The 24,493-nt window shown below is 62.7% G+C and carries 21 protein-coding genes and 2 pseudogenes; 12 read left to right on the forward strand and 11 right to left on the reverse strand.

Annotation, left to right across the window (positions count from 1 at the left end; translation table 11 throughout):
• Positions 1 to 6: 6 nt before the first annotated feature.
• Positions 7 to 1,197: a delta-9 fatty acid desaturase DesA gene (gene desA, locus N5J71_RS11870; RefSeq protein ID WP_279916904.1), complete on the reverse strand. Its 1,191-nt coding sequence runs from the start codon at positions 1,195 to 1,197 to the stop codon at positions 7 to 9.
• Between the two features lie 170 nt (positions 1,198 to 1,367).
• On the opposite strand from desA, the pseudogene N5J71_RS11875 reads away from it, so the two are divergent.
• Positions 1,368 to 3,662 (forward strand): annotated as a pseudogene (locus N5J71_RS11875) (putative bifunctional diguanylate cyclase/phosphodiesterase).
• A 165-nt stretch (positions 3,663 to 3,827) separates the two neighbouring features.
• Here the strand turns inward: N5J71_RS11875 and cysW (N5J71_RS11880) are convergent.
• From cysW (N5J71_RS11880) to chrA, 7 genes and pseudogenes are all read right to left on the reverse strand, one after another.
• A complete protein-coding gene (cysW, locus tag N5J71_RS11880; RefSeq protein WP_039965373.1) occupies positions 3,828 to 4,655 on the reverse strand; it encodes a sulfate ABC transporter permease subunit CysW in 828 nt (275 codons plus the stop codon).
• Positions 4,652 to 5,491, reverse strand: a complete 840-nt coding sequence (gene cysT, locus N5J71_RS11885; RefSeq protein ID WP_003464417.1) for a sulfate ABC transporter permease subunit CysT — start codon at positions 5,489 to 5,491, stop codon at positions 4,652 to 4,654. The genes cysW (N5J71_RS11880) and cysT (N5J71_RS11885) overlap by 4 nt, the downstream gene beginning before the upstream one ends.
• A gap of 213 nt (positions 5,492 to 5,704) precedes the next feature.
• Positions 5,705 to 6,721, reverse strand: a complete 1,017-nt coding sequence (cysP, locus tag N5J71_RS11890; RefSeq protein ID WP_279531814.1) for a thiosulfate ABC transporter substrate-binding protein CysP — start codon at positions 6,719 to 6,721, stop codon at positions 5,705 to 5,707.
• 245 nt (positions 6,722 to 6,966) lie between these two features.
• Entirely contained in the window at positions 6,967 to 7,131 is a 165-nt protein-coding gene (locus N5J71_RS11895) for a TOBE domain-containing protein (RefSeq protein ID WP_411161620.1), read from the reverse strand.
• Positions 7,132 to 7,459: 328 nt separating this feature from the next.
• A pseudogene (ssuE, locus tag N5J71_RS11900) lies at positions 7,460 to 8,055 on the reverse strand (NADPH-dependent FMN reductase).
• 123 nt (positions 8,056 to 8,178) lie between these two features.
• A complete protein-coding gene (locus tag N5J71_RS11905) occupies positions 8,179 to 8,817 on the reverse strand; it encodes a peroxiredoxin (RefSeq protein ID WP_279916905.1) in 639 nt (212 codons plus the stop codon).
• Between the two features lie 245 nt (positions 8,818 to 9,062).
• Positions 9,063 to 10,394 (reverse strand): chromate efflux transporter, encoded by a 1,332-nt coding sequence (chrA, locus tag N5J71_RS11910; protein ID WP_279916906.1) that lies wholly within the window; start codon positions 10,392 to 10,394, stop codon positions 9,063 to 9,065.
• Positions 10,395 to 10,800: 406 nt separating this feature from the next.
• Here chrA and N5J71_RS11915 point away from each other — a divergent pair, with 406 nt between their 5' ends.
• Positions 10,801 to 11,550, forward strand: a complete 750-nt coding sequence (locus tag N5J71_RS11915; protein WP_279916907.1) for an IS5 family transposase — start codon at positions 10,801 to 10,803, stop codon at positions 11,548 to 11,550.
• Positions 11,551 to 12,374: 824 nt separating this feature from the next.
• Here the strand turns inward: N5J71_RS11915 and N5J71_RS11920 are convergent.
• A complete protein-coding gene (locus N5J71_RS11920) occupies positions 12,375 to 13,619 on the reverse strand; it encodes an MFS transporter (RefSeq protein WP_147809906.1) in 1,245 nt (414 codons plus the stop codon).
• A gap of 345 nt (positions 13,620 to 13,964) precedes the next feature.
• Between N5J71_RS11920 and N5J71_RS11925 the strand changes: the two genes are divergently transcribed.
• The 4 genes from N5J71_RS11925 to modC all read left to right on the forward strand — a co-directional run bounded on the left by N5J71_RS11925 (position 13,965) and on the right by modC (position 17,465).
• Positions 13,965 to 14,591 carry a class I SAM-dependent methyltransferase gene (locus tag N5J71_RS11925; protein WP_125873976.1) on the forward strand — a complete coding sequence of 209 codons (627 nt, stop codon included), beginning with the start codon at positions 13,965 to 13,967 and terminating at the stop codon, positions 14,589 to 14,591.
• 218 nt (positions 14,592 to 14,809) lie between these two features.
• A complete protein-coding gene (modA, locus tag N5J71_RS11930) occupies positions 14,810 to 15,562 on the forward strand; it encodes a molybdate ABC transporter substrate-binding protein (RefSeq protein ID WP_279916908.1) in 753 nt (250 codons plus the stop codon).
• A 98-nt stretch (positions 15,563 to 15,660) separates the two neighbouring features.
• Positions 15,661 to 16,341 carry a molybdate ABC transporter permease subunit gene (gene modB, locus N5J71_RS11935; protein WP_104727137.1) on the forward strand — a complete coding sequence of 227 codons (681 nt, stop codon included), beginning with the start codon at positions 15,661 to 15,663 and terminating at the stop codon, positions 16,339 to 16,341.
• Positions 16,341 to 17,465, forward strand: a complete 1,125-nt coding sequence (gene modC / locus N5J71_RS11940; protein WP_206407571.1) for a molybdenum ABC transporter ATP-binding protein — start codon at positions 16,341 to 16,343, stop codon at positions 17,463 to 17,465. Before modB ends, modC begins: the two co-directional genes overlap by 1 nt.
• Positions 17,466 to 17,532: 67 nt before the next feature.
• Here modC and N5J71_RS11945 read toward each other — a convergent pair whose 3' ends face one another.
• Positions 17,533 to 18,348, reverse strand: a complete 816-nt coding sequence (locus tag N5J71_RS11945) for a sigma 54-interacting transcriptional regulator (protein WP_424960566.1) — start codon at positions 18,346 to 18,348, stop codon at positions 17,533 to 17,535.
• Between the two features lie 118 nt (positions 18,349 to 18,466).
• Entirely contained in the window at positions 18,467 to 19,048 is a 582-nt protein-coding gene (locus tag N5J71_RS11950) for an RBBP9/YdeN family alpha/beta hydrolase (RefSeq protein WP_279916910.1), read from the reverse strand.
• A gap of 243 nt (positions 19,049 to 19,291) precedes the next feature.
• Between N5J71_RS11950 and oscA the strand changes: the two genes are divergently transcribed.
• From oscA to N5J71_RS11980, 6 genes are all read left to right on the forward strand, one after another.
• The gene (gene oscA, locus N5J71_RS11955; protein ID WP_116620299.1) at positions 19,292 to 19,474 is read left to right on the forward strand and encodes a sulfur starvation response protein OscA; all 183 of its coding nucleotides are present in this window, start codon (positions 19,292 to 19,294) and stop codon (positions 19,472 to 19,474) included.
• 102 nt (positions 19,475 to 19,576) lie between these two features.
• The gene (locus tag N5J71_RS11960; RefSeq protein WP_279916911.1) at positions 19,577 to 20,587 is read left to right on the forward strand and encodes a sulfate ABC transporter substrate-binding protein; all 1,011 of its coding nucleotides are present in this window, start codon (positions 19,577 to 19,579) and stop codon (positions 20,585 to 20,587) included.
• Positions 20,588 to 20,691: 104 nt separating this feature from the next.
• Positions 20,692 to 21,510: a sulfate ABC transporter permease subunit CysT gene (gene cysT / locus N5J71_RS11965; protein WP_279916912.1), complete on the forward strand. Its 819-nt coding sequence runs from the start codon at positions 20,692 to 20,694 to the stop codon at positions 21,508 to 21,510.
• Positions 21,511 to 21,520: 10 nt separating this feature from the next.
• Positions 21,521 to 22,393, forward strand: a complete 873-nt coding sequence (gene cysW / locus N5J71_RS11970; protein ID WP_279916913.1) for a sulfate ABC transporter permease subunit CysW — start codon at positions 21,521 to 21,523, stop codon at positions 22,391 to 22,393.
• Positions 22,394 to 22,395: 2 nt separating this feature from the next.
• Positions 22,396 to 23,391 (forward strand): sulfate/molybdate ABC transporter ATP-binding protein, encoded by a 996-nt coding sequence (locus N5J71_RS11975; RefSeq protein ID WP_279916914.1) that lies wholly within the window; start codon positions 22,396 to 22,398, stop codon positions 23,389 to 23,391.
• A gap of 318 nt (positions 23,392 to 23,709) precedes the next feature.
• Positions 23,710 to 24,456, forward strand: coding sequence for a hypothetical protein (locus N5J71_RS11980; protein ID WP_003464555.1), 747 nt, complete (start codon positions 23,710 to 23,712; stop codon positions 24,454 to 24,456).
• Positions 24,457 to 24,493 lie beyond the last annotated feature (37 nt).

Below are 24,493 nucleotides of genomic sequence, written 5' to 3' on the forward strand. Positions count from 1 at the left end.
CGGCGATCAGGCAGTCGCGCTGGACGGTCGCAGCGAGTAGGTCTTGAGCTGCTCGGCAAACTCACGCAGCGACTGGATACCGCTGGCCTCGGCCTCATGCACCCACTGCTTCATGGCTTCGAGCATGTCATGACCATTGCTGCTGGTCTTGACCCAGATCTGCTGCAGCGCCAGACGTTTCTCGTAGATCACCTTGAGTGCCTGGCTTTGCGCCAGCATACCGGCGATACGCGCGTGGTGCTGTTCATCCAGCAGGCTCGGCTCACGCGAGAGCAGGCGCTTGGCGCGACGGAACAGGTGACGCACGGACTCGTCCGCCTTGGCCATTTCCTGCTTGACCAGCGGCGCGATCACCAGCTTGCGGTACTGCGCCATGATCTGAAAGCGGTTGTTGAGGATGGCCATGGCGGTGTCCATGTCCAGATTGCGCTTGCCTTCGACGCGATGGGCGATGGGCGCTACACGCTGCACCTGAGCCAGGCCGAAGAAGCTGAACAGCTTGATCCAGGCCCAGCCCATGTCGAACTCCCACTTCTTCACCGACAGCTTGGCGCTGTTGGGGTAGGTGTGGTGGTTGTTGTGCAGTTCTTCACCGCCGATCAGGATGCCCCAGGGCACCAGATTGGTGGCAGCGTCGCGGCATTCGAAGTTGCGGTAGCCGACAGCATGGCCAAGACCGTTGATGACGCCTGCGGCCCACACCGGAATCCACATCATCTGGATCGCCCAGACGGTGATGCCAGCCACACCGAACAGGGCCAGATCGATGATCGCCATCAGGGTCACACCACCAATCGGGTAGCGGCTGTAGACATTGCGCTCAATCCAGTCGTCCGGGCAGTTCTTGCCGTAGATGCGCAACGTCTCCTGATTCTTCGCCTCTTCCTGATAGAGTTCGGCACCTTTGCGCAGCACGGTGCTCAACCCCTTGATAACCGGACTGTGTGGGTCATCGACGGTTTCGCACTTGGCATGATGCTTGCGGTGGATGGCCGTCCACTCACGGGTGTTCTGGCCGGTGGTCAACCACAGCCAGAAGCGGAAGAAATGCTTGAGTGCAGGATGCAGCTCCAGCGCACGGTGCGCGGAGTAGCGGTGCAGGTAGACGGTGACGCTGACGATGGTGACATGCGTCATCAGCAGAGTGACTGCCACCAATTGCCAGACCGACAGGTCGAGTAAACCGTTGTACCACATGGGCGCTGTTGTCTCTTGAAAGGGGGGAACGCGGCTTGTCCTGCAAGGACGAACCTGATCACATTATCCCTGACCCATGCCAGAAAACCAGGTGGTCTTTTAGATGAGAATGTTTCAGCAGTGAAGCATATATACTGGCCAGCATTTACAGGGAGCACTGCCGCCTGCCCATGCGTATCGACATCGCCGCCTTGCGTCTGACCCTGGGCTACCTCCTGCTCGCCGCTCTGTGGATTCTTTTCAGCGACCATCTGTTGACCGCCCTGGGCCTGTCCGTGACGCAGCAGGAGCACGCGCAATCCCTCAAGGGCCTGTTGTTCGTCGCGCTCACCAGTTCGCTGCTCTACTTGGTGCTGCACCGCTATGCCCTGCAGTACCGCCGCGCACGCCTGGAACTGGCCAGTAACGAGGAGCGTCTGCGCCTGGCGTTGGATGCCACGCGCGATGGCCTGTGGGATTGGGACGTGTCCAGACGCAAGGTATTCTTCTCCGAGAGCTACGCCAGGCTCCTCGGCCTCACTCCGCAAACCCTGGGCGATACCCGCGAAGACTGGGCCGCGCGCCTGCATCCGGATGACATGGAGCGCGCGCTGCATACGCTCAACACCGAGTTCAACGAACAGCACTACGACAACATCTATCGCCTGCGCCATGCCGATGGCAGCTATCGCTGGATTCACTCGCGCGGTCGCCTGCTGCGTGACGAAAACGGCCAACCACAGCGCTTCATCGGCATCGCCAGCGACATCACCCAGCAACGCGCCATCGACGACAGCATGCGCCAGGCCGCAGCGGTGTTCGATGCCACCCAGGAAGGGGTACTGGTTACCGATGCCGAACAACGCATCGTTCACGTCAACCCGGCCTTCAGCCGCATCACCGGTTACAGCAGCGAGGAAATCCTCGGTCAGCACCCCGGCCTGCTCAAATCCGGCCGTCATGACACCGCCTTCTACTAGAGCCTGTGGCACGCCCTGCAGAACCGCGGGGCCTGGAGTGGCGAGGTGTGGAACCGACGCAAGAGCGGCGAAATCTACCCACAGTGGCAATGCATCCGCGTCATCCACGACGCGCAGGGGCGCGTCAGCCATTACGTGGCGGTGTTCTCCGACATCACGGCGCTCAAGCGTTCGCAGCGTGAGCTGGATTACCTGGCCCACCACGATCCGCTGAGCAACCTGCCCAATCGCCTGCTGTTCACCGAGCGCGTCGCCCATGCACTGGAGCGCAGCAAGATCGAGGAACTGCGCGGCGCAGTGCTGCTGATCGACCTGGACCATTTCAAGCACATCAACGAGAGCCTCGGCCACAACGTCGGCGACCTGCTGCTCAAGGGCGTCGGTGAACGCCTGCAGCAGGACTTGCCCAGTGGCTGCACGCTGGCCCGGCTGGGCGGCGACGAGTTCGGCCTGCTCAGCGAAAATTGCGCCGACGCCGCTCAGGCAGCTGAGCTTGCACAACGCCTGCTGCGCAGCCTGGAAACGTTCTTTCACCTCGACGGTCACGAGCTCTACATTGGCGCCAGCATCGGCATCAGCCTGTTCCCCGACGATGGGGATAGCGTCGAGCAGATCCTGCGCAATGCCGATTCGGCGCTGTTCAAGGCCAAGAGCAGCGGCCGCGAAGGCTATGCCTTCTATGTGCAGGAGCTGACCGACTACGCCCGTCAGCGCGTGGAACTGGCCAGCAGCCTGCGCCATGCCCTGGACAATGACGAGCTACGCGTTTACTACCAGCCGCTGCATGACCTGGGTGCCGGTAGCCAGGTGGGCATGGAGGCACTGGTGCGCTGGCAGCACCCGCAACGTGGGCTGATTGCGCCTGGCGAATTCATCCCGATTGCCGAGGACAACGGCATGATCGGCGCCATCGATACCTGGGTACTGGAGCAGGCCTGCCGCCAGATGGTGCGCTGGAACGCCGAAGGTCGTGGACTGAGTTTCGTCGCGGTGAACGTCTCCAGCCGCCTGTTCAGCCGAGGCGAGCTGGACCAGAAAGTTGCCGGCGTGCTGGCTGCCACCGGCCTGCCGCCCGAGCAGCTGGAGCTGGAAGTCACCGAGAGCGCCATCATGGGAGACCCGGATGCAGCGCAGAAACTGCTCATCAGCCTGCGCGCCCTGGGCGTGCGCCTGGCCATTGACGACTTCGGCACCGGCTACAGCTCCCTGGCGCGGTTGAAACGCCTGCCGGTAGACAAGCTCAAGCTCGATCAGAGTTTCGTGCGCGGCCTGCCCGATGATCCCGAGGACGCCGCCATCGCCCGCGCGGTGATCGCGCTGGGCAAGAGCCTGGGCCTCAAGGTGCTGGCCGAAGGTATCGAGCAACCCGAGCAGGCCGACTTCCTGCGCGGGCTGGGGTGCAACTATGGCCAGGGCTACCATTTCGGTCGGCCACAGCCAGTAGGCGCTATATGCGCCGACATCAGCTCGCCCGACGAGGCCGGAAAAAACCAGCCCACGGCCTGATGCCTGTCAGACGCTGCGCTGCGCAGAAGCGGCGCCCGCGGCGCAGCACCAGTAAAGGGACGAGAGCTGCGCAAAGCCGCCCTAGCGACCTTATCTGCCCGATTTGCACCCGCTACCGACACCAGATGAACCCGTGCAGTGCGCTCACACGGGGCTGCGCTCGGCTTACGCCTCGGCGCGCTGCATCAGCTGGCGCTGACGCCACTCCATGAAGGTCTTGAGGAACAGCGTGAGCAGCGCCATGCACGCCAGCAACCCGGCGGCGGTAAAGGCCGCTGCCGGCTTGTAGTCGTTGTTGAGCTGGTCGACCAGCAGCGGCAACGTCAGGGTCTGGTTGATGATGGTACCGGACACCACCGACACCGCACCAAACTCACCGACCGCACGGGCGTTAGTCACCACCACGCCATACAGCAGCGCCCACTTGATCTTCGGCAGACTGATGCGGCGGAAGATCTGCCAGCCACTGGCGCCCAGGCACAAGGCGGCGGTTTCCTCGTCCTGCCCCTGAGCCTGCATCACCGGAATCAGGATGCGCGCCACATAGGGCGCGGTGACGAACACGGTGACCATGACAATGCCCGGCCAGGCAAACATCAGCTGCATGCCGTTATCGTAGAACCAGCGCCCGACGAAACTCTCCAGGCCGTAGACCACCAGGTAGCAGAGACCGGCGACCACCGGCGACACCGCATAGGGAATGTCGATCAGCGTGGTCAGCAGCTTGCGCCCGCGAAAATCGTAGTGCGTCACGCACCAGGCCAGGCAGATACCGAAGCACAGGTTCAGCGGCACGGTGATCGCCGCTACCAGCAGGGTCAACCCGATGGCGTGGAGCATGTAGTCCTCGCCGAGGTTGCTCCACAGCAGATCCAGCCCGCCGGCCAGCGCCTTGGTGAAGATCAGCGCCAGCGGCACCAGCAACATCAACGTGACGACCATCAGGCCGAGCACTACCAGCGCCCACTGGCGCCAATCCTGAGGTTTTTTCATCGACCTTGCCGTTGCCATGCGAACAGACGCCCCTGCACGACTTGCAGGAGGAACAGAAGAGTCAGCGACGCGAGCAGAATCACCGAAGCGATGGCTGCCGCCGCCGGGTAGTTGAACTCCTGCAGACGGACGAAAATCATCAGCGAGCTGACTTCCGTCTGGTAGGGAATGTTGCCGGCGATCATGATCACCGCGCCGAACTCGCCGAGGCTGCGCACGAAGGCCTGCGAGCCGCCGGTGACCAGCGCCGGGGTCAGGGTCGGCAGGATCACCTTGCGAAAGGTCTGCATGCGGCTGGCGCCCAATGTGCGCGCGGCCTCTTCGTATTCCGAACCGAGATCCTGCAGCACCGGCTGCACGGTACGCACCACGAAGGGAATGCTGGTGAACACCATCGCCACCACGATACCGGCGTAGGCGTAGGCCACCTTGAAGCCCAGCCACTGGCCGATCCAGCCATTAGGCACGAGAAGTGTGGCAAGGGTCAGGCCGGCCACCGAGGTGGGCAGGGCAAAGGGTAGATCGACCAGCGCATCGACGATGCGCCGACCGGGAAAATCGTAACGGGTGATGATCCAGGCCAGCAGCAGGCCGATCACCAGTACCGCCAGGGTCGAGTAGAAGGCCGCCGAGATGGTCACCTTGTAGGTCTGCACCACGCGCGGATCGCTGATGGCGAACCAATATTGCGCCCAGCTCATGTCACTGACGTACAGCAGCAGCGCCGACAATGGCAGCAGGATCACCAGCGACAGGTACAGCACGCTGACGCCGAAGCTCAGGCCGAAGCCAGGCAGCAGCGGAGTCTGCAGGAAGAACAGCGTTGGTTTACTCACGAAAAAGCTCGGCTCTACAAATGCAGTTGGCCGCCAATAAGGCGGCCATGGACCATTACGATACGTACTCAGCGTCACAACACGGATCAGATATCGACATGTGCTCGGGTGCTTTGACGTAGGGTGCGCAAGGCGCACCCTACGAAAAGCCGTCCGACCGAGAATTGATCCGTGGCACAACACCAGAGCGGGTTACCCCGCCCAGCGTCCAGGTCAGCGACCCTCTGCGAGAAGCTGGTCAAGAATACCACCGTTGTCGAAGTGCTTGGCGGTGATCTCGTCCCAGCTGCCCAGCACCTCGGTCGGGTTGATCAGGCGTACCGGGGCGAACTGCGCCTTGGTCGCCTCGACCACTTCCGGGTGGTGCACGCGGTAGTTGTAGCGGGTCAGCAGCTGCTGAATGTCCTTGCTGTACTGGAAGTCGAGGAAGGCCTTGGCCTGCTCGCGAGTACCGCGCTCGTCAGCCACCTTGTCGACGATGGCCACCGGGAACTCGGCCAGTACGCTGACCTCCGGCACCACGATTTCCAGGTTGGCGGATTTGAACTCGTCGCCCTTGGCGATGTTGATCACTTCCGACTCGAAGGTCAGCAGCACGTCGCCCTGGCCGTTCTGGGCGAAGGCCACGGTGGCACCACGGCCGCCGGTGGGGAAGTTCTCGACGTTCTTCAGCAGCTTGCCGACGAAGGCCTTGACCTTCTCCTGGTCGCCGTTGAATTTCTCGTTGGCGAACAACCAGGCGCCCAGGTAGCTGTAGCGGGCGTTGCCGGAGGTCTTGGGGTTGGGGAATACCAGTTTCACGTCGTCGCGAATCAGGTCATCCCAGCTCTTGATGTTCTTCGGGTTACCTTCGCGCACCAGAAAGGCGGTGGTGCTGTAGTAAGGCGAGGCGTTGTTGGGGAACTGCTTGGCCCAGTCTTCACGCAGCAAGCCACGTTTGGCCAGGATGTCCACGTCGGAAACCTGGTTGAAGGTGACCACGTCGACCTTCTTGCCCTGGATGATGTCCTGCGCCTGACGAGAGCTGCCGGCGAAAGACTGGATGATCTTCACTTCCTTGCCGCTCTGCTGCTTCCAGTGCTCGACGAACAGCGGGTTGATCTCGCCGAACAGTTCGCGGGCAATGTCGTAGGAGGCGTTGTGGAATGGCGTGTCGGCCGCAGCATGGCTCAGCGAGCCAGTCAGCAGGGTGGCACTGGCCACGGTGGCCAGAACGATCTTCTTCAGCATCTATGGCGTCCTTCTTATCGCGAGAGGAACCTGCAGGCAGGCTATTTGATGGCGTGATTCTGCAGAAAAAACATATAGCTGAAAAATATCTTTTTATTTTCTTCTTATAACCGGATTCTATTTGATCGTTCCTCACGCTCCGCGTGGGAATGCATCCTGAGACGCTCCGCGTCAGATGCTGGTGCAGCATCAGAGCGCCCAGATTTGGGCTCCCACGCTGAAGCGAGGGAGCCATCATTCGCCGATCAGAGTTTGGCGATGGACACCTCGGTGGATTTGACGAAGGTGATCACCGACGTGACGATGCCGGCAGCGGTCTGCACGTCGATTTCCGACAGCGCGTCGCCGATGACGATTTCCTTGATGTTGCCCTTGAACTGGTTACGCACGTTGATGGCTTTGATGGTCATGGTGTTTCTCCTGATGGTTCACTGATGTAGCCCGGATGCAATCCGGGGAATTCTTCAGCCGCCCCGGATTGCATCCGGGCTACGACTGATAAAAGCACTCTCTCCCCTAATGCTGATCAGTTAAGCGCCGACTGCCTACGATGAGTCCCCTCGCCCCTTTGGGGAGAGGAGAGGGGAAACTGGCAGTTTTGCGGCGCTTTCAACCCTCTCCCCCAGCCCCTCTCCACTAGGCGTGCCCCCAATAAATGGGAGAGGGGAGCCAAACGTGTGCAACCTTAAGTGAACAGCATTCGGGTGTTACGGGGCTTACAGTCGGGCAAAGCCCGTGTCAAATACTCCAGCGGGCGTTTACCAGCCGGTCGTTCAATAGGTTCGGGTCGATCGGCTTCGGCCGTCGCGCCAGGGCTGCGCCCAGTTGTTCCAGTGCATCATCGAGGCGTTCGCGCAATTCGTCGTCGATCTGCGCGGGCCTGCCCCCTTCCGGGTAGGCAATCTGTTTGTCCACGGCGAACACGCCGGAGAGCATTTTCTGCGCCTTCAGCGCGGCCAGCACCGGCTTGAGCGCGTAGTCCACCGCCAGCAGATGTGCCGGGCTGCCACCACTGGCCAGGGGTAGAACCACCTTGTGCGCCAGGGGCGCGTTCAGTCAGCAGATCCAGCAGCACCTTCAAGGCGCCAGTGAACGACGCCTTCGTACACCGGCGTACCGACCAGCAGGCCATCAGCGCTGGCCACCACGGCCTGCAGCTGCTGGACAGCCGGGCTGTCGAAGCGCGCATGCAGCAGATCTTCGGCGGGAAAATCCCGCACCCGCAGCAGGCTCACTTCCACCTGCTGCGCTTCCAGGCGCTGGCGTAAGTAATCCAGCAGCAGCTCGGTGCGCGAACGCGCCGCAGGGCTGCCGGCAAGCAACACAACATGCATGATCGATGCTTAGCGATGGTCTGAAGTAGTCGTCATTCCCGCGCAGGCGGGAAACCAGCCCCCGCAGTACATGGACTCCCGCCTGCGCGGGAGTGACGAGGTATGGTTTTTTTCAGCGTTTCATTAGCGATTCGGCTGCGGGGTCAGGCGCAGATAGGGTTTCACCGCGCGATAACCTTGCGGGAAGCGCTGAGCGATCTCGGCTTCATCATTCAGCGACGGCACCATCACCACCTCATCACCGTCCTGCCAGTTGGCCGGGGTGGCGACCTTGTAGTTGTCGGTCAGTTGCAGCGAGTCGACCACGCGCAGGATTTCGTGGAAATTGCGCCCGGTACTGGCCGGATAGGTGATGGTCAGGCGCACCTTCTTGTTCGGGTCGATGATGAACAGCGAACGCACGGTCAGGGTGTCGTTGGCGTTCGGGTGGATCAGGTCGTAGAGGTCGGACACCTTGCGGTCGGCATCGGCGATGATCGGGAAGTTGACCGCAGTGTTCTGCGTCTCGTTGATGTCGTCGATCCACTTGATGTGCGAATCCACCGGGTCGACGGACAGGGCGATGGCCTTGACGCCGCGCTTGGCAAATTCATCCTTGAGCTTGGTGGTAAAGCCCAGTTCGGTGGTGCACACCGGGGTGAAATCGGCCGTATGGGAGAAAAGGATGCCCCAGCTATCGCCCAGCCACTCGTGGAAACGAATGCGGCCTTTGCTGGAATCCTGTTCGAAGTCGGGGGCGATATCGCCCAGGCGGATGGTCATGATCGTGCTCCTTGGCAGTCGCTTGCGTGGTGCTCACTATGCTCAGGAACGAAATTAAAGAGGAATAAATAACGATTTATTTATAACTAAAGAATATTTCGATTTACTCGCCACACCCTCCTAAAGCCCGCACATGGCGCCTGCCAAACAGCGCGCCCGGCCATCACAGCCCGCCAGCCTGGTGGGTGGGTGGCGACGCGCAACAGCGCCGCCACGCAATGCACCGCATACCCCCACCACTCAACTCAAAACAGATGCGCCACCAGCCCAACGACAGCGCACCCGGCAATGGTCTCGATCACCCCTCGCTTGAAACCCAGCAACGCCACGCCCGCACCGAGGGTGATCAGCGCCGACACCCAGTCGAACGCCCCGGCAAAGCCCTCCGGCCAGAGCACGTGATACCCGAAGAACAGCGCCAGGTTGAGGATCACCCCGACCACCGCAGCGGTGATGCCGGTCAGCGGCGCGGTGAACTTCAACTGACCATGGGTCGACTCAACCAACGGCCCGCCGGCGAGGATGAACAGGAACGACGGCAGGAAGGTGAACCAGGTGACCAGCACCGCCGCCAGCGCACCGCTGACGAAGGCCGCATCGCCCCCGAACACCGGCTGGCCGTAGGCGCCGACGAAGGCAACGAAGGCCACCACCATGATCAACGGCCCCGGCGTGGTCTCGCCGAGGGCCAGGCCATCGATCATCTGCCGGGGCGTCAGCCAGCCGAAGTGGTCGATGGCGCCCTGGTACACGTAAGGCAGCACCGCATAGGCACCGCCGAACGTAAGCAGCGCTGCCTTGGTGAAGAACCAGCCCATCTGCGTCAGCGTGCCCTGCCAGCCGAACGCCAGGGTCAGCAGGCCCATCGGCAGCAGCCAGAGCAGCGCGCCGACCAGCAGGATCAGCGCCAGGCGGCTGGAGCGAAAATGCGTATGCGCCAGGCGCGTCTCGTCATCGATCAGCGCCGGCGCATGCGCCCCGCCCGCCTTGCCATGCCCGGCACCAAGCGCGAAGTGCTGCGGCGCCAGCCGCCCACCGATATACCCCACCAGCGCCGCACCGAGCACGATCAGCGGGAACGGCAACTGCAACGCAAAAATGGCGACGAAAGCCGCTGCTGCAATGGCCCACAGCCAGACGTTCTTCAACACCCGCCCGCCGATGCGCCAGGCCGCCTGCACCACGATGGCCGTCACCGCCGGCTTGATGCCATAGAAGATCCCCGCCACCAGCGGCACATCGCCGAACACCAGATAGACCCAGGACAGCACGATCAGGATCAACAGCGACGGCAGCACGAACAGCGCCCCGGCGATCACCCCGCCCCAGGTGCGGTGCATCAGCCAGCCGATATAGGTAGCCAACTGCTGCGCCTCCGGCCCGGGCAGCAACATGCAGTAGTTCAGCGCATGCAGAAAACGCCGCTCGGACAACCAGCGGCGCTTCTCCACCAACTCCTGATGCATGATCGAAATTTGCCCGGCCGGCCCACCGAAACTGATCAGCCCCAGCTTCAACCAGAACCAGAAGGCCTGCAGCAGACTGACCGGGGCGGGACGCTCAGGGGACTCGGACATCGAAGGGCTCCATCGGTGGACAAAATCGACCGGGTACTATAGCCGTATAACGTGACCGTCGTGCGACAGCGCACGAAAAATCACCAACCCCACGCAGCCCTTGCCCTACCTGGCCCGGCCGAGTTTTCCCGCATCTTATCCACAGCACTTTCCCCAGATTCTGTGCACGACACCCGGCAACACGCCCCCACCTTGCCCTACTGTTGAAAACATGAGCCAAGTGATTGATTAGAAGCGATATTCCGCCCGGCGATAACGCCAGCAAAGCGTCATTGGGCAAAAACTGAGCGGCCTGCCGAGACCCGCTTGAATGCTAGGGCCTGTTGCCGTTTCGCGCTAACCAATTGATTTATAAGAGCAAGCTCGTATCGTTGAAGCTCTGACCCGACATCGATACGAGCTTGCAATGCCCCGATTACTACTCAACGACGAGCATTGGTCGAAGCTGCGGGAAATTCTCCTGCACAAGGCCATCTACAACAAGCGTGATCTACGAATGACCGTGGAGGGCATGCTGTGCCGCATGCGCACGGGATGTCCCTGGAGAGACCTGCCCAAGGAGTTTGGTAACTGGAATAAGGTCTACAAACGCTTCAACGCATGGTCTGCTGCCGGCAAATGGTTCAAGGTCTTCAAGATGCTGGTGGAGGAGCCCGACATGGAGTGGGTGTTCATTGATGGCAGCTATGCCAAGGCTCACCAGCACAGCGCAGGTGCTGCCAGCGCAAACGATGAAGCTATAGGGAAAAGCCGAGCCGGCAATACCAGCAAGATTCATCTGGCGGTGGACGCCCATGGCTTGCCCATCGAGTTTGAAATCACGGGAGGCCAAATCAATGACTGCACTCAGGCACCCGCATTGATTTCCAAGCTCCCAGCGGCAGAAACCATCGTTGCGGATAAGGGCTATGACAGCGAGAGAATCCGAGAGCAAGTTGAGCGACAAGGGGCCAAGGCCGTGATCCCGAGGAAGCGTAACTCTGTGAAAGGCAACGCGAATCTGGACAGAGGTCTGTACCGCAATCGCCACCTGGTGGAAAACGCTTTCGCCCGGCTGAAGCACTACCGGGCGGTGGCCTCTCGATTCGACAAGCTCAAGAGAAATTACGAGAGCGTGGTGGCCATGGCCTGCGCCTTCCTATGGTTGCCCATGTAAAACGGCAACAGGCCCTAGGCGCAGAGGGCTTTTGCAAAGGTTATCCACAGCGCTGTTAACAGAATTTGTGGGTGGGTTTGGCAAGGTATGAACTGCCGACTCTGGCGCAAGAAAACAACCGAGAGGGCATTTTGCCCGCGAAGCGTGGACAGCCTCGCGTTGGATGGAATAGCAAGTAGCCCGGACAACCTCGCACCACAGTGGATGAAAACCTACGCAGAAATACCCGCCGCATAGGGTGGACAACGCGGAGCTTGTCCACCGTGCCACGTGTCGGAACAGCAACTAGGCTGGTTAGAGCAAAGCAATACCCAGAGCAATTGCGGTGATGGGTTTCAAGTGAAAAGGGGACAGATTTATTTACTGTCCTTGCGACCTACAGAGCATTAAAAGCACGGTGCGCACAGCGCACCCTACGATAAGAACCCCGATATATCAGACGCGCGAATAGCCCCTTCAGGAGGGTGAGCGGAATCGTCGTGGAAGAGGTTGAGCGGCATGGATGCCGCGAGAGCGGCGATGGGCCAAGGATGGCCCTTCGCCGCGTGCCTCTGGAACGATGATGGAGCGAACGAACCCCGGCGAAGCCGGGGCCGGATGGCGGGGCGGGCGGTTTTGGTTACTTTTGCCAAGACAAAAGTGACTCGCCCGAGGGGGCGAAACCAGAAATATCGGTCAACCAGTTAATCCAGGCGACCGCTACCCTCTGCACGAAAAGCGCTTTTATTCGAATGAAACTATCGGATTCATGCCCGTCATACCCAAATACCTCGAACAAACAAAGCCCCCGGATTTCATCCGGGCTACGCCTTGAAACGAAGACGCTAGCCCACCTTCGCCGGCGAAGCATCCTCGAAGCGATTCACCTGGCGCAGGCTCTTGAAGCCGAGCATCCAGCCGCCGGTGACGGTCAGGGTGCAGGCGCAGCCGATCAGCGCAGCCGGCACCACGCCGAACCAGGCGGCGCTGGTGCCGGCGCGGAATTCGCCGAGTTCGTTGGAAGAGCCGATGAACAGCATGTTCACCGCATTGACCCGACCACGCATGGCGTCCGGGGTGGAGAACTGCACCAGGGATGAGCGGATGTACATGCTCACCATGTCCGCACCACCGGCCACCACCAGCGCGGCGAACGACAGCCAGAACAGACTGGACAAGGCGAACACCAGATTGGCCACGCCGAATAACGCCACCGCGCCGAACATCACCAGGCCGACATTGCGGTTGAAGGGTTTCATGCTCAGGTACAGCCCCACCGATACCTCGCCGATGGCCATGGCGCTGCGCAGCAGGCCGAGGCCGGTCGGGCCAACTTCCAGCACTTCCTGGGCATAGATGGGCAGCAGTGCGATCACGCCGCCGAGCAGCACCGCGAACAGGTCCAGCGAGATGGTGCCGAGGATGATCGGGCGCGTGCGGATAAAGTGGATGCCGGCGGTGAAGCGCGCCCAGGCAGTGGCTTCCAGTGCCTGCATTTTCTCGGCATAGCGCACCGGCACCCGCAGCAGCAGCACGCAGCCGGCGAGGAAGCAGGCCAGGCACACCGAGTAGGTCAGCCCGCCACCGCCGATGGCATACAGGCCACCACCGATCACCGGGCCGGAAATGGTCGCGCCGCGCATGATCATGCTGTTGGCGGCAATGGCCGCCGCCAGGCGCTCACGCGGCACGATCTGCGGCAGCAGACTGGACAACGCCGGCCCGGTGAAGGCGCGGCCACAGCCGTAGAGCACCAGCACCGCGTAGTACCAACTGACCGCCGCCTCGCTCAGCGACAGCCACAGCAGCGCTGCCGCGCACACCCCCTCGACCAGCCAGCTGAGCATCAGGATCAGCTTGCGGTCGTAGCGGTCGATCAGGTCGCCGGCCGGCATCAGCAGCACCAGCATGGGGATGAACTGGGCCAGGCCAACATAGGCCAGCGACAGCGGGTCGCGGGTCAGGTCATAGACCTGCCAGGCCACCACAACGGCCTGGATCTGTACGGCGAAGACCACGACGATGCGAGCGATGAGAAACGCCAGGAAACCGGGCAGGCGATAGACGGAAGCGGGAACAGCAGCGGACACGGTGCAAACCTCGGGGCATGACCGGTCGGCTCCGGTCGAGGCGGGCCGGCCAATCTACGGTAAAGCGCCAGCTCTGGGCAAACCGGCGAACAGGCTGTTGCGCAGGTTGCGCCATTGCGTGACGACGATGGACACACGCTTGAAGCAGGCCACCGCACTGCCGCAATTGAGACTGCATGGCTGCAGGAGGTGGCGCGAGGCAGGTGTAGGAGTGGCGCCCCGCCGCGAACGAGGGCCGTGCTGGACGGACAGCTTCGCCCCGGGCCGCAGCTCCTACGAAAAGCGTTTTTGGTAGCCGTGCCCGATAGGTATTAGAGTAATCGCCCTTTTTGCCGGAACACCGCCATGCCGCTCAGCCCCGATGAACTCGCGCAGATCAGCGCTCTCACCCTGGCCCACTACCAAAGCAGCGCCGAGGACTTTCGCGAAGGCACGCGCGACCATGACGTGAGCCAGAACATCGCTGCGCTGCTGCGGCATATCGAGGGCGAGAAGCCCTGGCGCATCCTCGATTTCGGCTGCGGGCCGGGGCGCGACCTACGCACCTTCAGCGGCCTCGGCCACGAAGCCATCGGCCTGGATGGCTGCGCCGAGTTCGTCGCCATGGCGCGTGCCGACAGCGCCTGCGAGGTGTGGCAGCAGAGCTTCCTCGAACTGGAGCTGCCGGCCGGGCATTTCGACGGCATCTTCGCCAACGCCAGCCTGTTCCACGTGCCCGATCAGGAGCTGCCGCGCGTGCTCGGCGAGCTGCATGCGGCACTCAAGGCCGGCGGCGTGCTGTTCAGCTCCAACCCACGTGGCGAGAATCAGGAAGGCTGGAACGGCCCGCGCTACGGCAGTTATCACGATCTGGAACGCTGGCGCGCGCGTCTCACCGCGGCCGGTTTCGTCGAGCTGGAACATTACTACCGCCCCACTGGCCTGCCTCGCGATCAGCAGCCCTGGCTGGCCAGTGTCTGGCGGCGCAGCTGATCTCTGTCGCATTGACTTGCAAGTCAGGTTTTGGCCTGATGCAGCACGCACAACGCCATCTACTCCCGGCCTGAGCCCTGCTATGATGGCTTGGCCAGTCACCGGCGTGCATCGTGCCTGTCGCTATATACAAAAAAATATAACGAAGTAGTATGGCTGCGTGATTCATCAACGGCCCCACAGACCGGAGCAACGAGATTCAGGTACGCAACATTCCCATGATCAAGACAGTGCAACGCAGCCTGCTCGGCCTCGCCCTGCTGTTCACCGGCGGCGTGGCGGCCGATGAGGTCAAGGTCGCCGTAGCCGCCAACTTCACCGCACCGATGCAGGCCATCGCGCCCGCGTTCGAGAAAGCCACCGGGCACAAGCTGGTCGCCTCATTCGGCGCCACCGGGCAGTTCTATGCGCAAATCAATAACGGCGCGCCCTTCGATGTATTCCTCAGCGCCGACGACTTAACGCCGGCCAGGCTGGAGCGCGAGGGCGCGAGCGTGCCCGGCTCGCGCTTCACCTATGCCATCGGCAGCCTGGTGCTGTGGTCAGCCGATGCCAGCTACCTCGACGGCACGGACGCGGCGCTGAAGGCCGGCCAGTTCAGGCACCTGTCGATCGCCAACCCCAAGGCCGCGCCCTATGGGCTGGCCGCGATGCAGGTGCTGGACAAGCTGGGCCTGAGCGAGGCGGTGAAAGCCAAGCTGGTCGAGGGCCAGAACATCACCCAGGCGCATCAGTTCGTCTCCACCGGTAATGCCGAGCTGGGTTTCGTCGCGCTATCGCAGGTGTATAAGGACGGCCAGGTCAGTAGCGGCTCGGCCTGGATCGTCCCGGACACCATGTACGACCCGATCAAGCAGGACGCGGTGATGCTCAAGCAGGGCGCGAACAACCCGGCAGCGGCGGCACTGGTTGAGTATCTGAAAGGCCCGGAAGCCGTCAGGGTGATCGAGTCGTTCGGCTATAAACTCTAATCCCCGTAGCCGGATGAAATCCGGGGCCAGTTGCCTGAACAGGCCCCGGATTTCATCCGGGCTACGTTTGTCCAGACGCCAGGTGCCGGAACCCGCCCATGCCGCTGTCGAAGAATGACCTCGACGCCATCCTCCTGACCCTGGAGCTGGCCTCGCTGACCACCGTGCTGCTGCTGATTATCGGCACGCCGATTGCCCTGTGGCTGGCGCGCACCGACTCCTGGCTCAAGCGCCCGGTCGGCGCGGTGGTGGCGCTGCCGCTGGTGCTGCCGCCGACGGTGATCGGTTTCTACTTGCTAGTGAGCATGGGGCCCAATGGTTTCTTCGGTCAGCTGACGCAGAGCCTGGGCCTGGGTACCTTCACCTTTACCTTCACCGGCCTGGTGATCGGTTCGATCTTCTATTCGTTGCCTTTCGTCGTGCAGCCGCTGCAGAACGCCTTCGAGGCCATTGGCCGTGCTCCGCTGGAAGCGGCGGCGACCCTGCGCGCCAGCCCCTGGGACAGCTTCTTCAGCGTGGTGCTGCCGCTGGCGCGGCCCGGCTTCATCACTGCCGCGATTCTCAGCTTCGCCCATACCATCGGCGAGTTCGGCGTGGTGCTGATGATCGGCGGCAATATCCCTGGCAAGACCCAGGTGGTGTCAGTACAGATCTACAACCATGTCGAAGCCATGGAATACGCCCAGGCGCACTGGCTGGCCGGCGGCATGCTGGCGTTCTCCTTCATCGTTCTGCTCACGCTGTACAGCGGGCGCAGCCATAAGATGAGGGCGCTGTGATGTTCGGTTTCGGCAAGCGCCCGGCAGCGGTCGTCGCTGACGATGGGCGCATTCATGCGCGTTTTCTAGTCAGGCATGCGGGCTTTACCCTGGATGTCGACCTCGACCTGCCCGGGCGCGGCGTCACTGCGCTGTTCGGCCATTCCGGCTCGGGCAAGACCAGTTGCCTGCGCTGCTTCGCCGGGCTGGATCGCCCGCAGCAGGGCTATCTGCAGGTGGCTGGCGAGCGCTGGCAGGACAGTGCGTGTGGTTTTTTTCTGCCGGCGCACAAGCGCGCCATCGGCTACGTGTTCCAGGACGCCAACCTGTTCCCGCACCTGAGCGTGCGCGGCAATCTGGAATACGGGCAGAAACGCATCCCGGCCGCGCAGCGCAGGGTGGCGCTGGATCAGGCATTGGAACTTCTGGGTATCGGTCATCTGCTCGAGCGCATGCCCTCGGCGCTGTCCGGCGGCGAACGCCAGCGCGTCGGCATCGCCCGTGCACTGGTGACCAGCCCGCGCCTGCTGCTGATGGACGAGCCGCTGGCCTCGCTCGATCTCAAGCGCAAGCAGGAGGTGCTGCCCTATCTGCAGCGCCTGCACGAGGAGCTGGACATCCCCGTGCTCTACGTCAGCCATGCGCCGGACGAAGTGGCGCGCCTGGCCGATCACCTGGTGCTGCTCGACGAAGGCCAGGTACGTGCCAGCGGCCCGCTCAAGAACATCCTGCTGCGGCCCGACCTGCCCTTCGCCAGCGAGGACGATGCCGAAGCGGTGATCGAGGGTGAGGTCTGCTGCCATGATGCCGCCTACCACTTGCTGCATCTGCGCCTGCCCGGCAGCGAAGCCCAGCTGCGCCTACCCCATACAGCACTGCCTGACGGGCACCGGGTACGGGTGAAGATCAAGGCACGTGACGTCAGCCTCAGCCTGCAGCACGCTGAGGGCAGCAGCCTGCTCAATCGGCTGCCGGTGCAGGTGGACAGTTGCCAGGCGCTGGACGCGCAGATGCTGCTGACCCTGCGCCTGGGTGAGCAGCGCCTGCTGGCACGCATCACCCGCTATTCATTCGATCAGTTGGGCATTCATGTCGGCCAGGCGCTCTGGGCGCAGATCAAGTCAGTGTCGCTGCTCGCGCCCTAGGGTGCGCCGCGCGCACCGAGCACACGCAGATGCCGCAGGTTCGTAGTCCGGATGCAATCCGGGGCGATCAAACGCCCCCGGGCAACTCCAGATGTTCCGGCCCGATTTCGGCGTTACCGGCCAGCAGCAGGGCGAAGTGGATGACGTTCTCCAACTCGCGGGTATTGCCCGGCCAGTGGTGCGCCTCCAGCACGACCTGCGCCGCCGGGCTGATCGACGGAATGCCCAGGCCCAGGCGCGATGCATGGATACCGAGGAAGTATTCGGCCAGCGGCAGAATATCGCCGACGCGCTGACGCAGCGCCGGGAACAGCAACTGGCCATCGTACAGATAGGCATACAGGCGCTCGTCGAAAGTGCCGGCCGCCACGGCGCGGGCCAGGTCGATGCTGCTCGCCGCCAGCAGACGCACATCCACCGGCAGCGCCTGACTGGCGCCGACGCGATACACCTCGCGGGTTTCCAGCGCGGCCAGCAGCTTGCTCTGCAGAGGCCGCGAGAGGTCGGCGATCTCATCCAGGTAGAGCGTGCCGCCATTGGCCGAACCGAACCATCCGGCGCGGCTGCTGGCGGCGCCGACATGGGCGCCTGCAACATGGCCGAACAGCTCGGCCTCGCCCCATTGTGGGCTGAGCGCCGCGCAGCTCACTGCCACGAACAGGCCGCCGCGCTCACTGTGGCGATGGATATAGCGCGCCAGCAATTCCTTGCCGGTGCCGGTTTCACCGAGGATCAGCAACGGCTGGCCATTGCCCGCCAAGGCTTCGGCACGCTCGCGCAACTGGCGCGAACGCGCATCGACGAATACCAGCGCCTTGGCGCGGATGCTCAGTGGACTTTTGTCGGCGTCGGTGAAGGTCAGTGGAGATGACGTGTTCGGCACGAGTGACACCCTGGAAGAAAGCGCAATGGCATAACCGTAGGAGCCGGCTTGCCGGCGATCCGGCGTCCGCTGACGAAAAGCATCGCCAGCAAGCTGGCTCCTACCTAGTTGTGCAAAATCAGGCGCGCAGCCGCGCCTGCTGCTCAATGCGGCTCTGCAGGCGATACAGATAGCCGAAGCCCTGCTCCCAGTGGCGGTGCCCGGACTTCACGTTGATATGCCCGGCACCACTCAGAATCGCCGCCTCGCTACCCCAGGCCCGCGCCAGCTCCATCGCGCGCAGGGCGCTGGCCGCTGCGTCGTTGTCGGAACCCACCAGCAGGCTGGGAAAGGGCAGCAGATCGCGCGGCATCGGTGCGAAATTGCGCAGCGGTTCAGGGCAGCCCAGCCGCTCGACATCGGCCGGCGCCACCAGCAGTGCGCCACGTACACGGCGCAGCAGTTCGAGCGGCGCCTGCGCCGCCCAGTGCGCCACCGTCACGCAACCCAGGCTGTGGGCGATGAGGATAAGCGGGCGTGGATCGTCGGCAATCGCCTGGTTCAGCGCGGCCACCCAATCCGCGCGTTGCGGGTTGAGCCAGTCCTGCTGCTCGACCCGCGCGCTGTTGGGCAGGCTGCGCTGCCAATGGCTTTGCCAGTGTTCTGCGGACGAGCCCTGCCAGCCCGGCAGGATCAGATAACGGATTGCTTCGCTGGCCACAACGGCGCCCCCTGAATCGAATGGCGTCAGTCTAGGCAGCATGAACTGATTACAAAAAGAATAAGAATTTATTTGCTTATTCCATAAATGCGCTTCCGGCGACCACTTTTATATTTCTAAAAGGAATATAAATGTTCTTAAACAATACTTTTAAGAATATTTCCATCTCTCTACTATCCGCTCCACGCCAGCATCGGTACTCCATACCGCCGCCTTGGCGACCTATTCACAAGGAGCCTGGAAATGACCGCGACGCTGAGAAACCTCGAAGGCCAGGATGAAGCCAGCATCCTGCGCGAGATCCAGACCGCCCTGCACGGCCTGAAGTTTGGCTCGGTGGAAATCACCGTGCACAACGGCCAGGTCGTGCAGATCGAGCGCAAGGAAAAGATCCGCCTGCAACAACCGAGCACCAAGAACAACTGACACATGATGCGGCCCGACTGGACCACCAGAGGGCTCGAGAAAAATCGCCCCGCCTGACCGCCAATACGCCAACACAAGAACTTCACAGTTAGGAGCTGCACCATGTCCATTCGCCGTTTTGCCCTGGCCGCGCTGGCCAGCGCACTAGTTATTACAGGGGTCGCCGGCCCGGTGGCCGCCGCGCAAACCCTGCTCAACGTGTCCTACGACCCGACCCGTGAGCTGTACAGCGAATTCAACGCCGCCTTCAACAAGCACTGGCAGGCCCAGGGCAACGAAGCGGTGACCATCCAGCAATCCCACGGTGGCTCGGGTAAACAGGCCCGTGCGGTGATCGACGGCCTGCGCGCCGACGTGGTGACCCTGGCCCTGGCCGGCGATATCGATGAGCTGTACAAGCTCGGCAAGCTGATCCCGCAGAACTGGCAGGAGCGTCTGCCGGACGCCAGCACCCCCTACACCTCGACCATCGTGTTTCTGGTACGCAAGGGCAACCCGAAAGGTCTGAAAGACTGGGATGACCTGGTCAAGCCGGGCGTGGAAGTGATTACCCCCAACCCGAAAACCTCCGGTGGTGCACGCTGGAACTTCCTCGCTGCCTGGGCCTATGCCGAGCAGAAGTACGGCAGCGAAGCCGAGGCCAAGGCCTTCACCGAGAAGCTCTACAAGAACGTCCCGGTGCTCGATACCGGCGCCCGCGGCTCGACCATCACCTTCGTCAACAACGGCATCGGTGACGTGCTGCTGGCCTGGGAGAACGAGGCCTTCCTGGCGCTCAAGGAAGAAGGCGGAGAGAACTTCGAGATCGTCGCGCCTTCGCTGTCGATTCTCGCCGAACCGCCGGTGAGCGTGGTCGATCAGAACGTCGACAAGAAAGGCACCCGCAAAGTCGCCGAGGCCTACCTTAACTACCTGTACAGCGAGGAAGGCCAGCGTATCGCCGCCAAGCACTTCTACCGCCCACGCAATCAGGCGGTGGCGGCCGAGTTCGCCCAGCAGTTCCCGCAGCTCAAGCTGGTAACCATCGACGCTGACTTCGACGGCTGGAAGAGCGCGCAGCCGAAGTTCTTCAACGATGGCGGCGTGTTCGACCAGATCTACCAGGCCCACTAGCCCGTAGGGTGTCGCGGGGCCGCCTAGGCCGTGCGCACCAGTGCACGGCCCACCAGATCGTCGCAGCCAGTGGCGGGTTCCACCCGCCTTACCAAGGAGCTTGCATGTCTCGCCGCACTTCCCCCGTCATACCCGGCTTCGGGCTGACGCTGGGTTACACCCTGGTGTACCTCAGCCTGTTGGTGCTGATTCCCCTGGGTGCCATGTTCGTCCACGCGGCCCAGCTCACCTGGGATCAGTTCTGGGCCATCATTTCCTCACCGCGCGTGCTGGCCGCCCTGAAGCTGAGCTTCGGCACCGCCTTTCTCGCGGCCATCATCAACGGCGTGATCGGTACCCTGCTGGCCTGGGTGCTGGTGCGCTACACCTTCCCCGGTCGCAAGATCATCGAAGCGATGATCGACTTGCCCTTCGCCCTGCCCACAGCCGTTGCCGGAATCGCCCTGACCGTGCTTTATGCGCCCAACGGTCTGATCGGCCAGTTCGCCACGTCCCTGGGCTTCAAGATCGCCTACAGCCCGCTGGGCATCACCCTGGCGCTGACCTTCGTCACCCTGCCCTTCGTCGTGCGCACCCTGCAGCCGGTGCTGGCCGACATCCCGCGCGAGGTCGAGGAAGCCGCCGCCTGCCTCGGTGCCAAGCCGCTGCAGGTGGCGCGCCACGTGCTGCTGCCGGCGCTGCTGCCGGCCTGGCTGACCGGCTTCGCCCTGGCCTTCGCCCGCGGCGTTGGCGAGTACGGCTCGGTGATCTTCATCGCCGGCAACATGCCGATGAAGACCGAGATCCTGCCGCTGCTGATCATGGTGCAGCTGGACCAGTACAACTACGCCGGCGCCACCGCCATCGGCGTGCTGATGCTGGTGGTGTCGTTCATCTTGCTGCTGCTGATCAACCTGCTGCAGCGCCGCATCAGCCGTTCTTAAGGAGCCAGGCATGTCATCTGCAACCCTGACGGCCAGCGCCGCCAACAATGCCGCGCGCCGCGGTAACGCCCTGGGCCACCGCCTGCTGATCATTTCGGCCTGGCTGGTGTTCGCCTTCTTCCTGCTGCTGCCCTTGTTCGTGGTGGCGACCGAGGCGCTCAAACAGGGCGTCGGCGTGTTCGTCGCTTCGATCCTCGAACCCGACGCCATCAGCGCCCTGAAACTGACCCTGCTCGCCGTGGGCATCGCCGTGCCGCTCAACCTGGTGTTCGGCGTGGCCGCCGCCTGGTGCGTGAGCAAGTACGAGTTTCGCGGCAAGAGCATTCTGGTGACCCTGATCGACCTGCCGTTCTCGGTGTCGCCGGTGATCGCCGGTCTGATCTACGTGCTGCTGTTCGGTGCCCAGGGCTTCTTCGGCCCCTGGTTGCGCGAGCACGACATCCAGATCATCTTCGCCCTGCCCGGCATCGTCCTGGCGACCATCTTCGTCACCGTGCCCTTCGTCGCCCGCGAGCTGATCCCGCTGATGCAAGAACAGGGCACGCAGGAAGAAGAGGCCGCGCGCCTGCTCGGTGCCAACGGCTGGCAGATGTTCTGGCACGTCACCCTGCCCAACATCAAATGGGGCCTGATCTACGGCGTGGTGCTTTGTACCGCACGGGCGATGGGCGAGTTCGGCGCGGTGTCGGTGGTCTCCGGGCACATCCGCGGCTACACCAATACGCTGCCGCTGCATGTCGAGATTCTCTACAACGAATACAATCACGTCGCCGCCTTCAGCGTTGCCAGCCTGCTGCTGCTTCTGGCGCTGTTCATCCTGCTGCTCAAGCAGTGGAGCGAATCCCGTATCAACCGCCGCAAAGCCAGTGCGGGTGAGGAATAAACATGAGTATCGAAATCCGTAACGTCAGCAAGAACTTCAATGCGTTCAAGGCGCTGAACGAGATCAACCTGAATATCCAGAGCGGCGAGCTGGTCGCCCTGCTCGGCCCGTCCGGCTGCGGCAAGACCACCCTGCTGCGCATCATCGCCGGCCTGGAAACCCCGGACAGCGGCACCATCGAGTTCCACGGCGAAGACGTCTCCAACCATGACGTGCGTGATCGCAACGTCGGCTTCGTGTTCCAGCACTACGCGCTGTTCCGCCATATGACGGTGTTCGACAACGTCGCCTTTGGCCTGCGCATGAAGCCCAAGCGCGAGCGCCCGAGCGAAGAGGTGATCCAGCAGAAGGTGCACGAGTTGCTCAACCTGGTGCAGCTCGACTGGCTCGGCGATCGCTACCCGGAGCAGCTCTCCGGCGGTCAGCGCCAGCGTATCGCCCTGGCCCGCGCCCTGGCCGTGGAGCCACGCGTACTGCTGCTCGACGAACCCTTCGGCGCGCTGGATGCCAAGGTGCGCAAGGAGCTGCGCCGCTGGCTGGCGCGCCTGCACGAGGACGTGCACCTGACCAGCGTATTCGTCACCCACGACCAGGAAGAAGCCATGGAAGTGGCCGACCGCATCGTGGTGATGAACAAGGGCGTGATCGAGCAGATCGGCACGCCGGCCGAGGTTTACGAGAATCCGGCCAGCGATTTCGTCTACCACTTCCTCGGTGATGCCAATCGCCTGTATGTGGGCAACGATCATCACGTGCTGTTCCGCCCGCACGAGGTCGACCTGGCCAGCGAGCCGAGCCCGGAGCACAAGGCCGGCGAGGTGCGCGACATCCGCCCGCTCGGCGCCATCACCCGCATTACGCTGAAGGTCGAGGGCCAGGACGAGCTGATCGAGGCCGAGGTGGCCAAGGATCACGTCAGCCTGGACAACCTCGTCCGCGGTACCACCCTGTATTTCAAGCCCAAGGGTGGCAAGCCGGTGAGCAATCCGGCCGGCTGATCGCTCGCGGCCCGGAGCCGAACACGCTCCGGGCGCCCCTCACGTGTGGCTGCCAGCGGCTGGCTGGCAGCCGCATCGCTCGCCTGTGCACGCCGCCCCCGCCTCAGCGCATCTGCCCTTTGCAGCACCACCCAGCGCTGATACCAACAGCATCGAGCGCCCGCACAAACTGACGAAAAGCCCATGAACGGTAGCGATTTCCGACGAAATCACTCTTTCGGGTCATGCTCTGCAGCGCGTCACGCAGTAGTCTTGGCGCTGCGTCATTGACGCTGCCCACTGCATACCTGCTCAAAACAATAACAAGGAGCACCCCGGATGCGTTGTAAAGCACTGTTGCGCCATGCTTTTTTCTGGTCGCTCGGACTCTTCGTCGGGCTCTCGCCAATGGCCTTCGCCGAGGCCGTCAGCCCGCAGGAACAAATTCAGATACACGCCAGCCGCGCCACCAGCAGCCTCATGCTGTTACGTGGCGAAGGGTTCCAGAAGACCCATCAGCAGCGCCTGGAAGCCGACCTGGCCGCTCTGGCCGGCGCCATGCAGAGCCTGCCACAGGGCAGCGCCGAACTCACCAGCGCCCATCAGGCCCTCGTTACCCAATTGCGCAACGGTGTTTCCTATGGCCCCAGTGACGAGAACGTACCCTGGCGCTTTCCCGAAGACCTCAGCCGCGCCCTGCGCGACTTCCTCAGCACGGCTCGCGCACTACCGGGCGCCGAAGGCCAGAGCGAGCTGGCGGCGAAGATCGAATACCTCAGCGTGCAATACCTCAGCCGCTCCTACCTGGGCACCTTCGAGATCGCCCGCGAGCAGCCCGACACCTACCTCGGCCAGGACGAACGCCTGCTGCTGCCGGCCATCGACAGTGAACTGCAGGCACTCAAGGACCAATCCGACCCACAGGTGAGCAAGCTACAGACACGCTGGAGTTACCTGCGTGCGGCGCTGGCCGACATGAACAGCCAGAGCAACACCCTGCAGAGCGTCTCCGGCCGCCCCTTTGCGCCCATTACCGTGGATCGTCACGCACGCTCGATGACGGCGCAGTGGATGGAAATGTTCTAGCCCCGCGACCGTGCAGAGCAATCGTAGGAGCCGGCTT

The sequence above is a fragment of the Ectopseudomonas oleovorans genome (assembly GCF_029845265.1).
In the GTDB taxonomy this organism is placed as follows: domain Bacteria; phylum Pseudomonadota; class Gammaproteobacteria; order Pseudomonadales; family Pseudomonadaceae; genus Aquipseudomonas; species Aquipseudomonas oleovorans.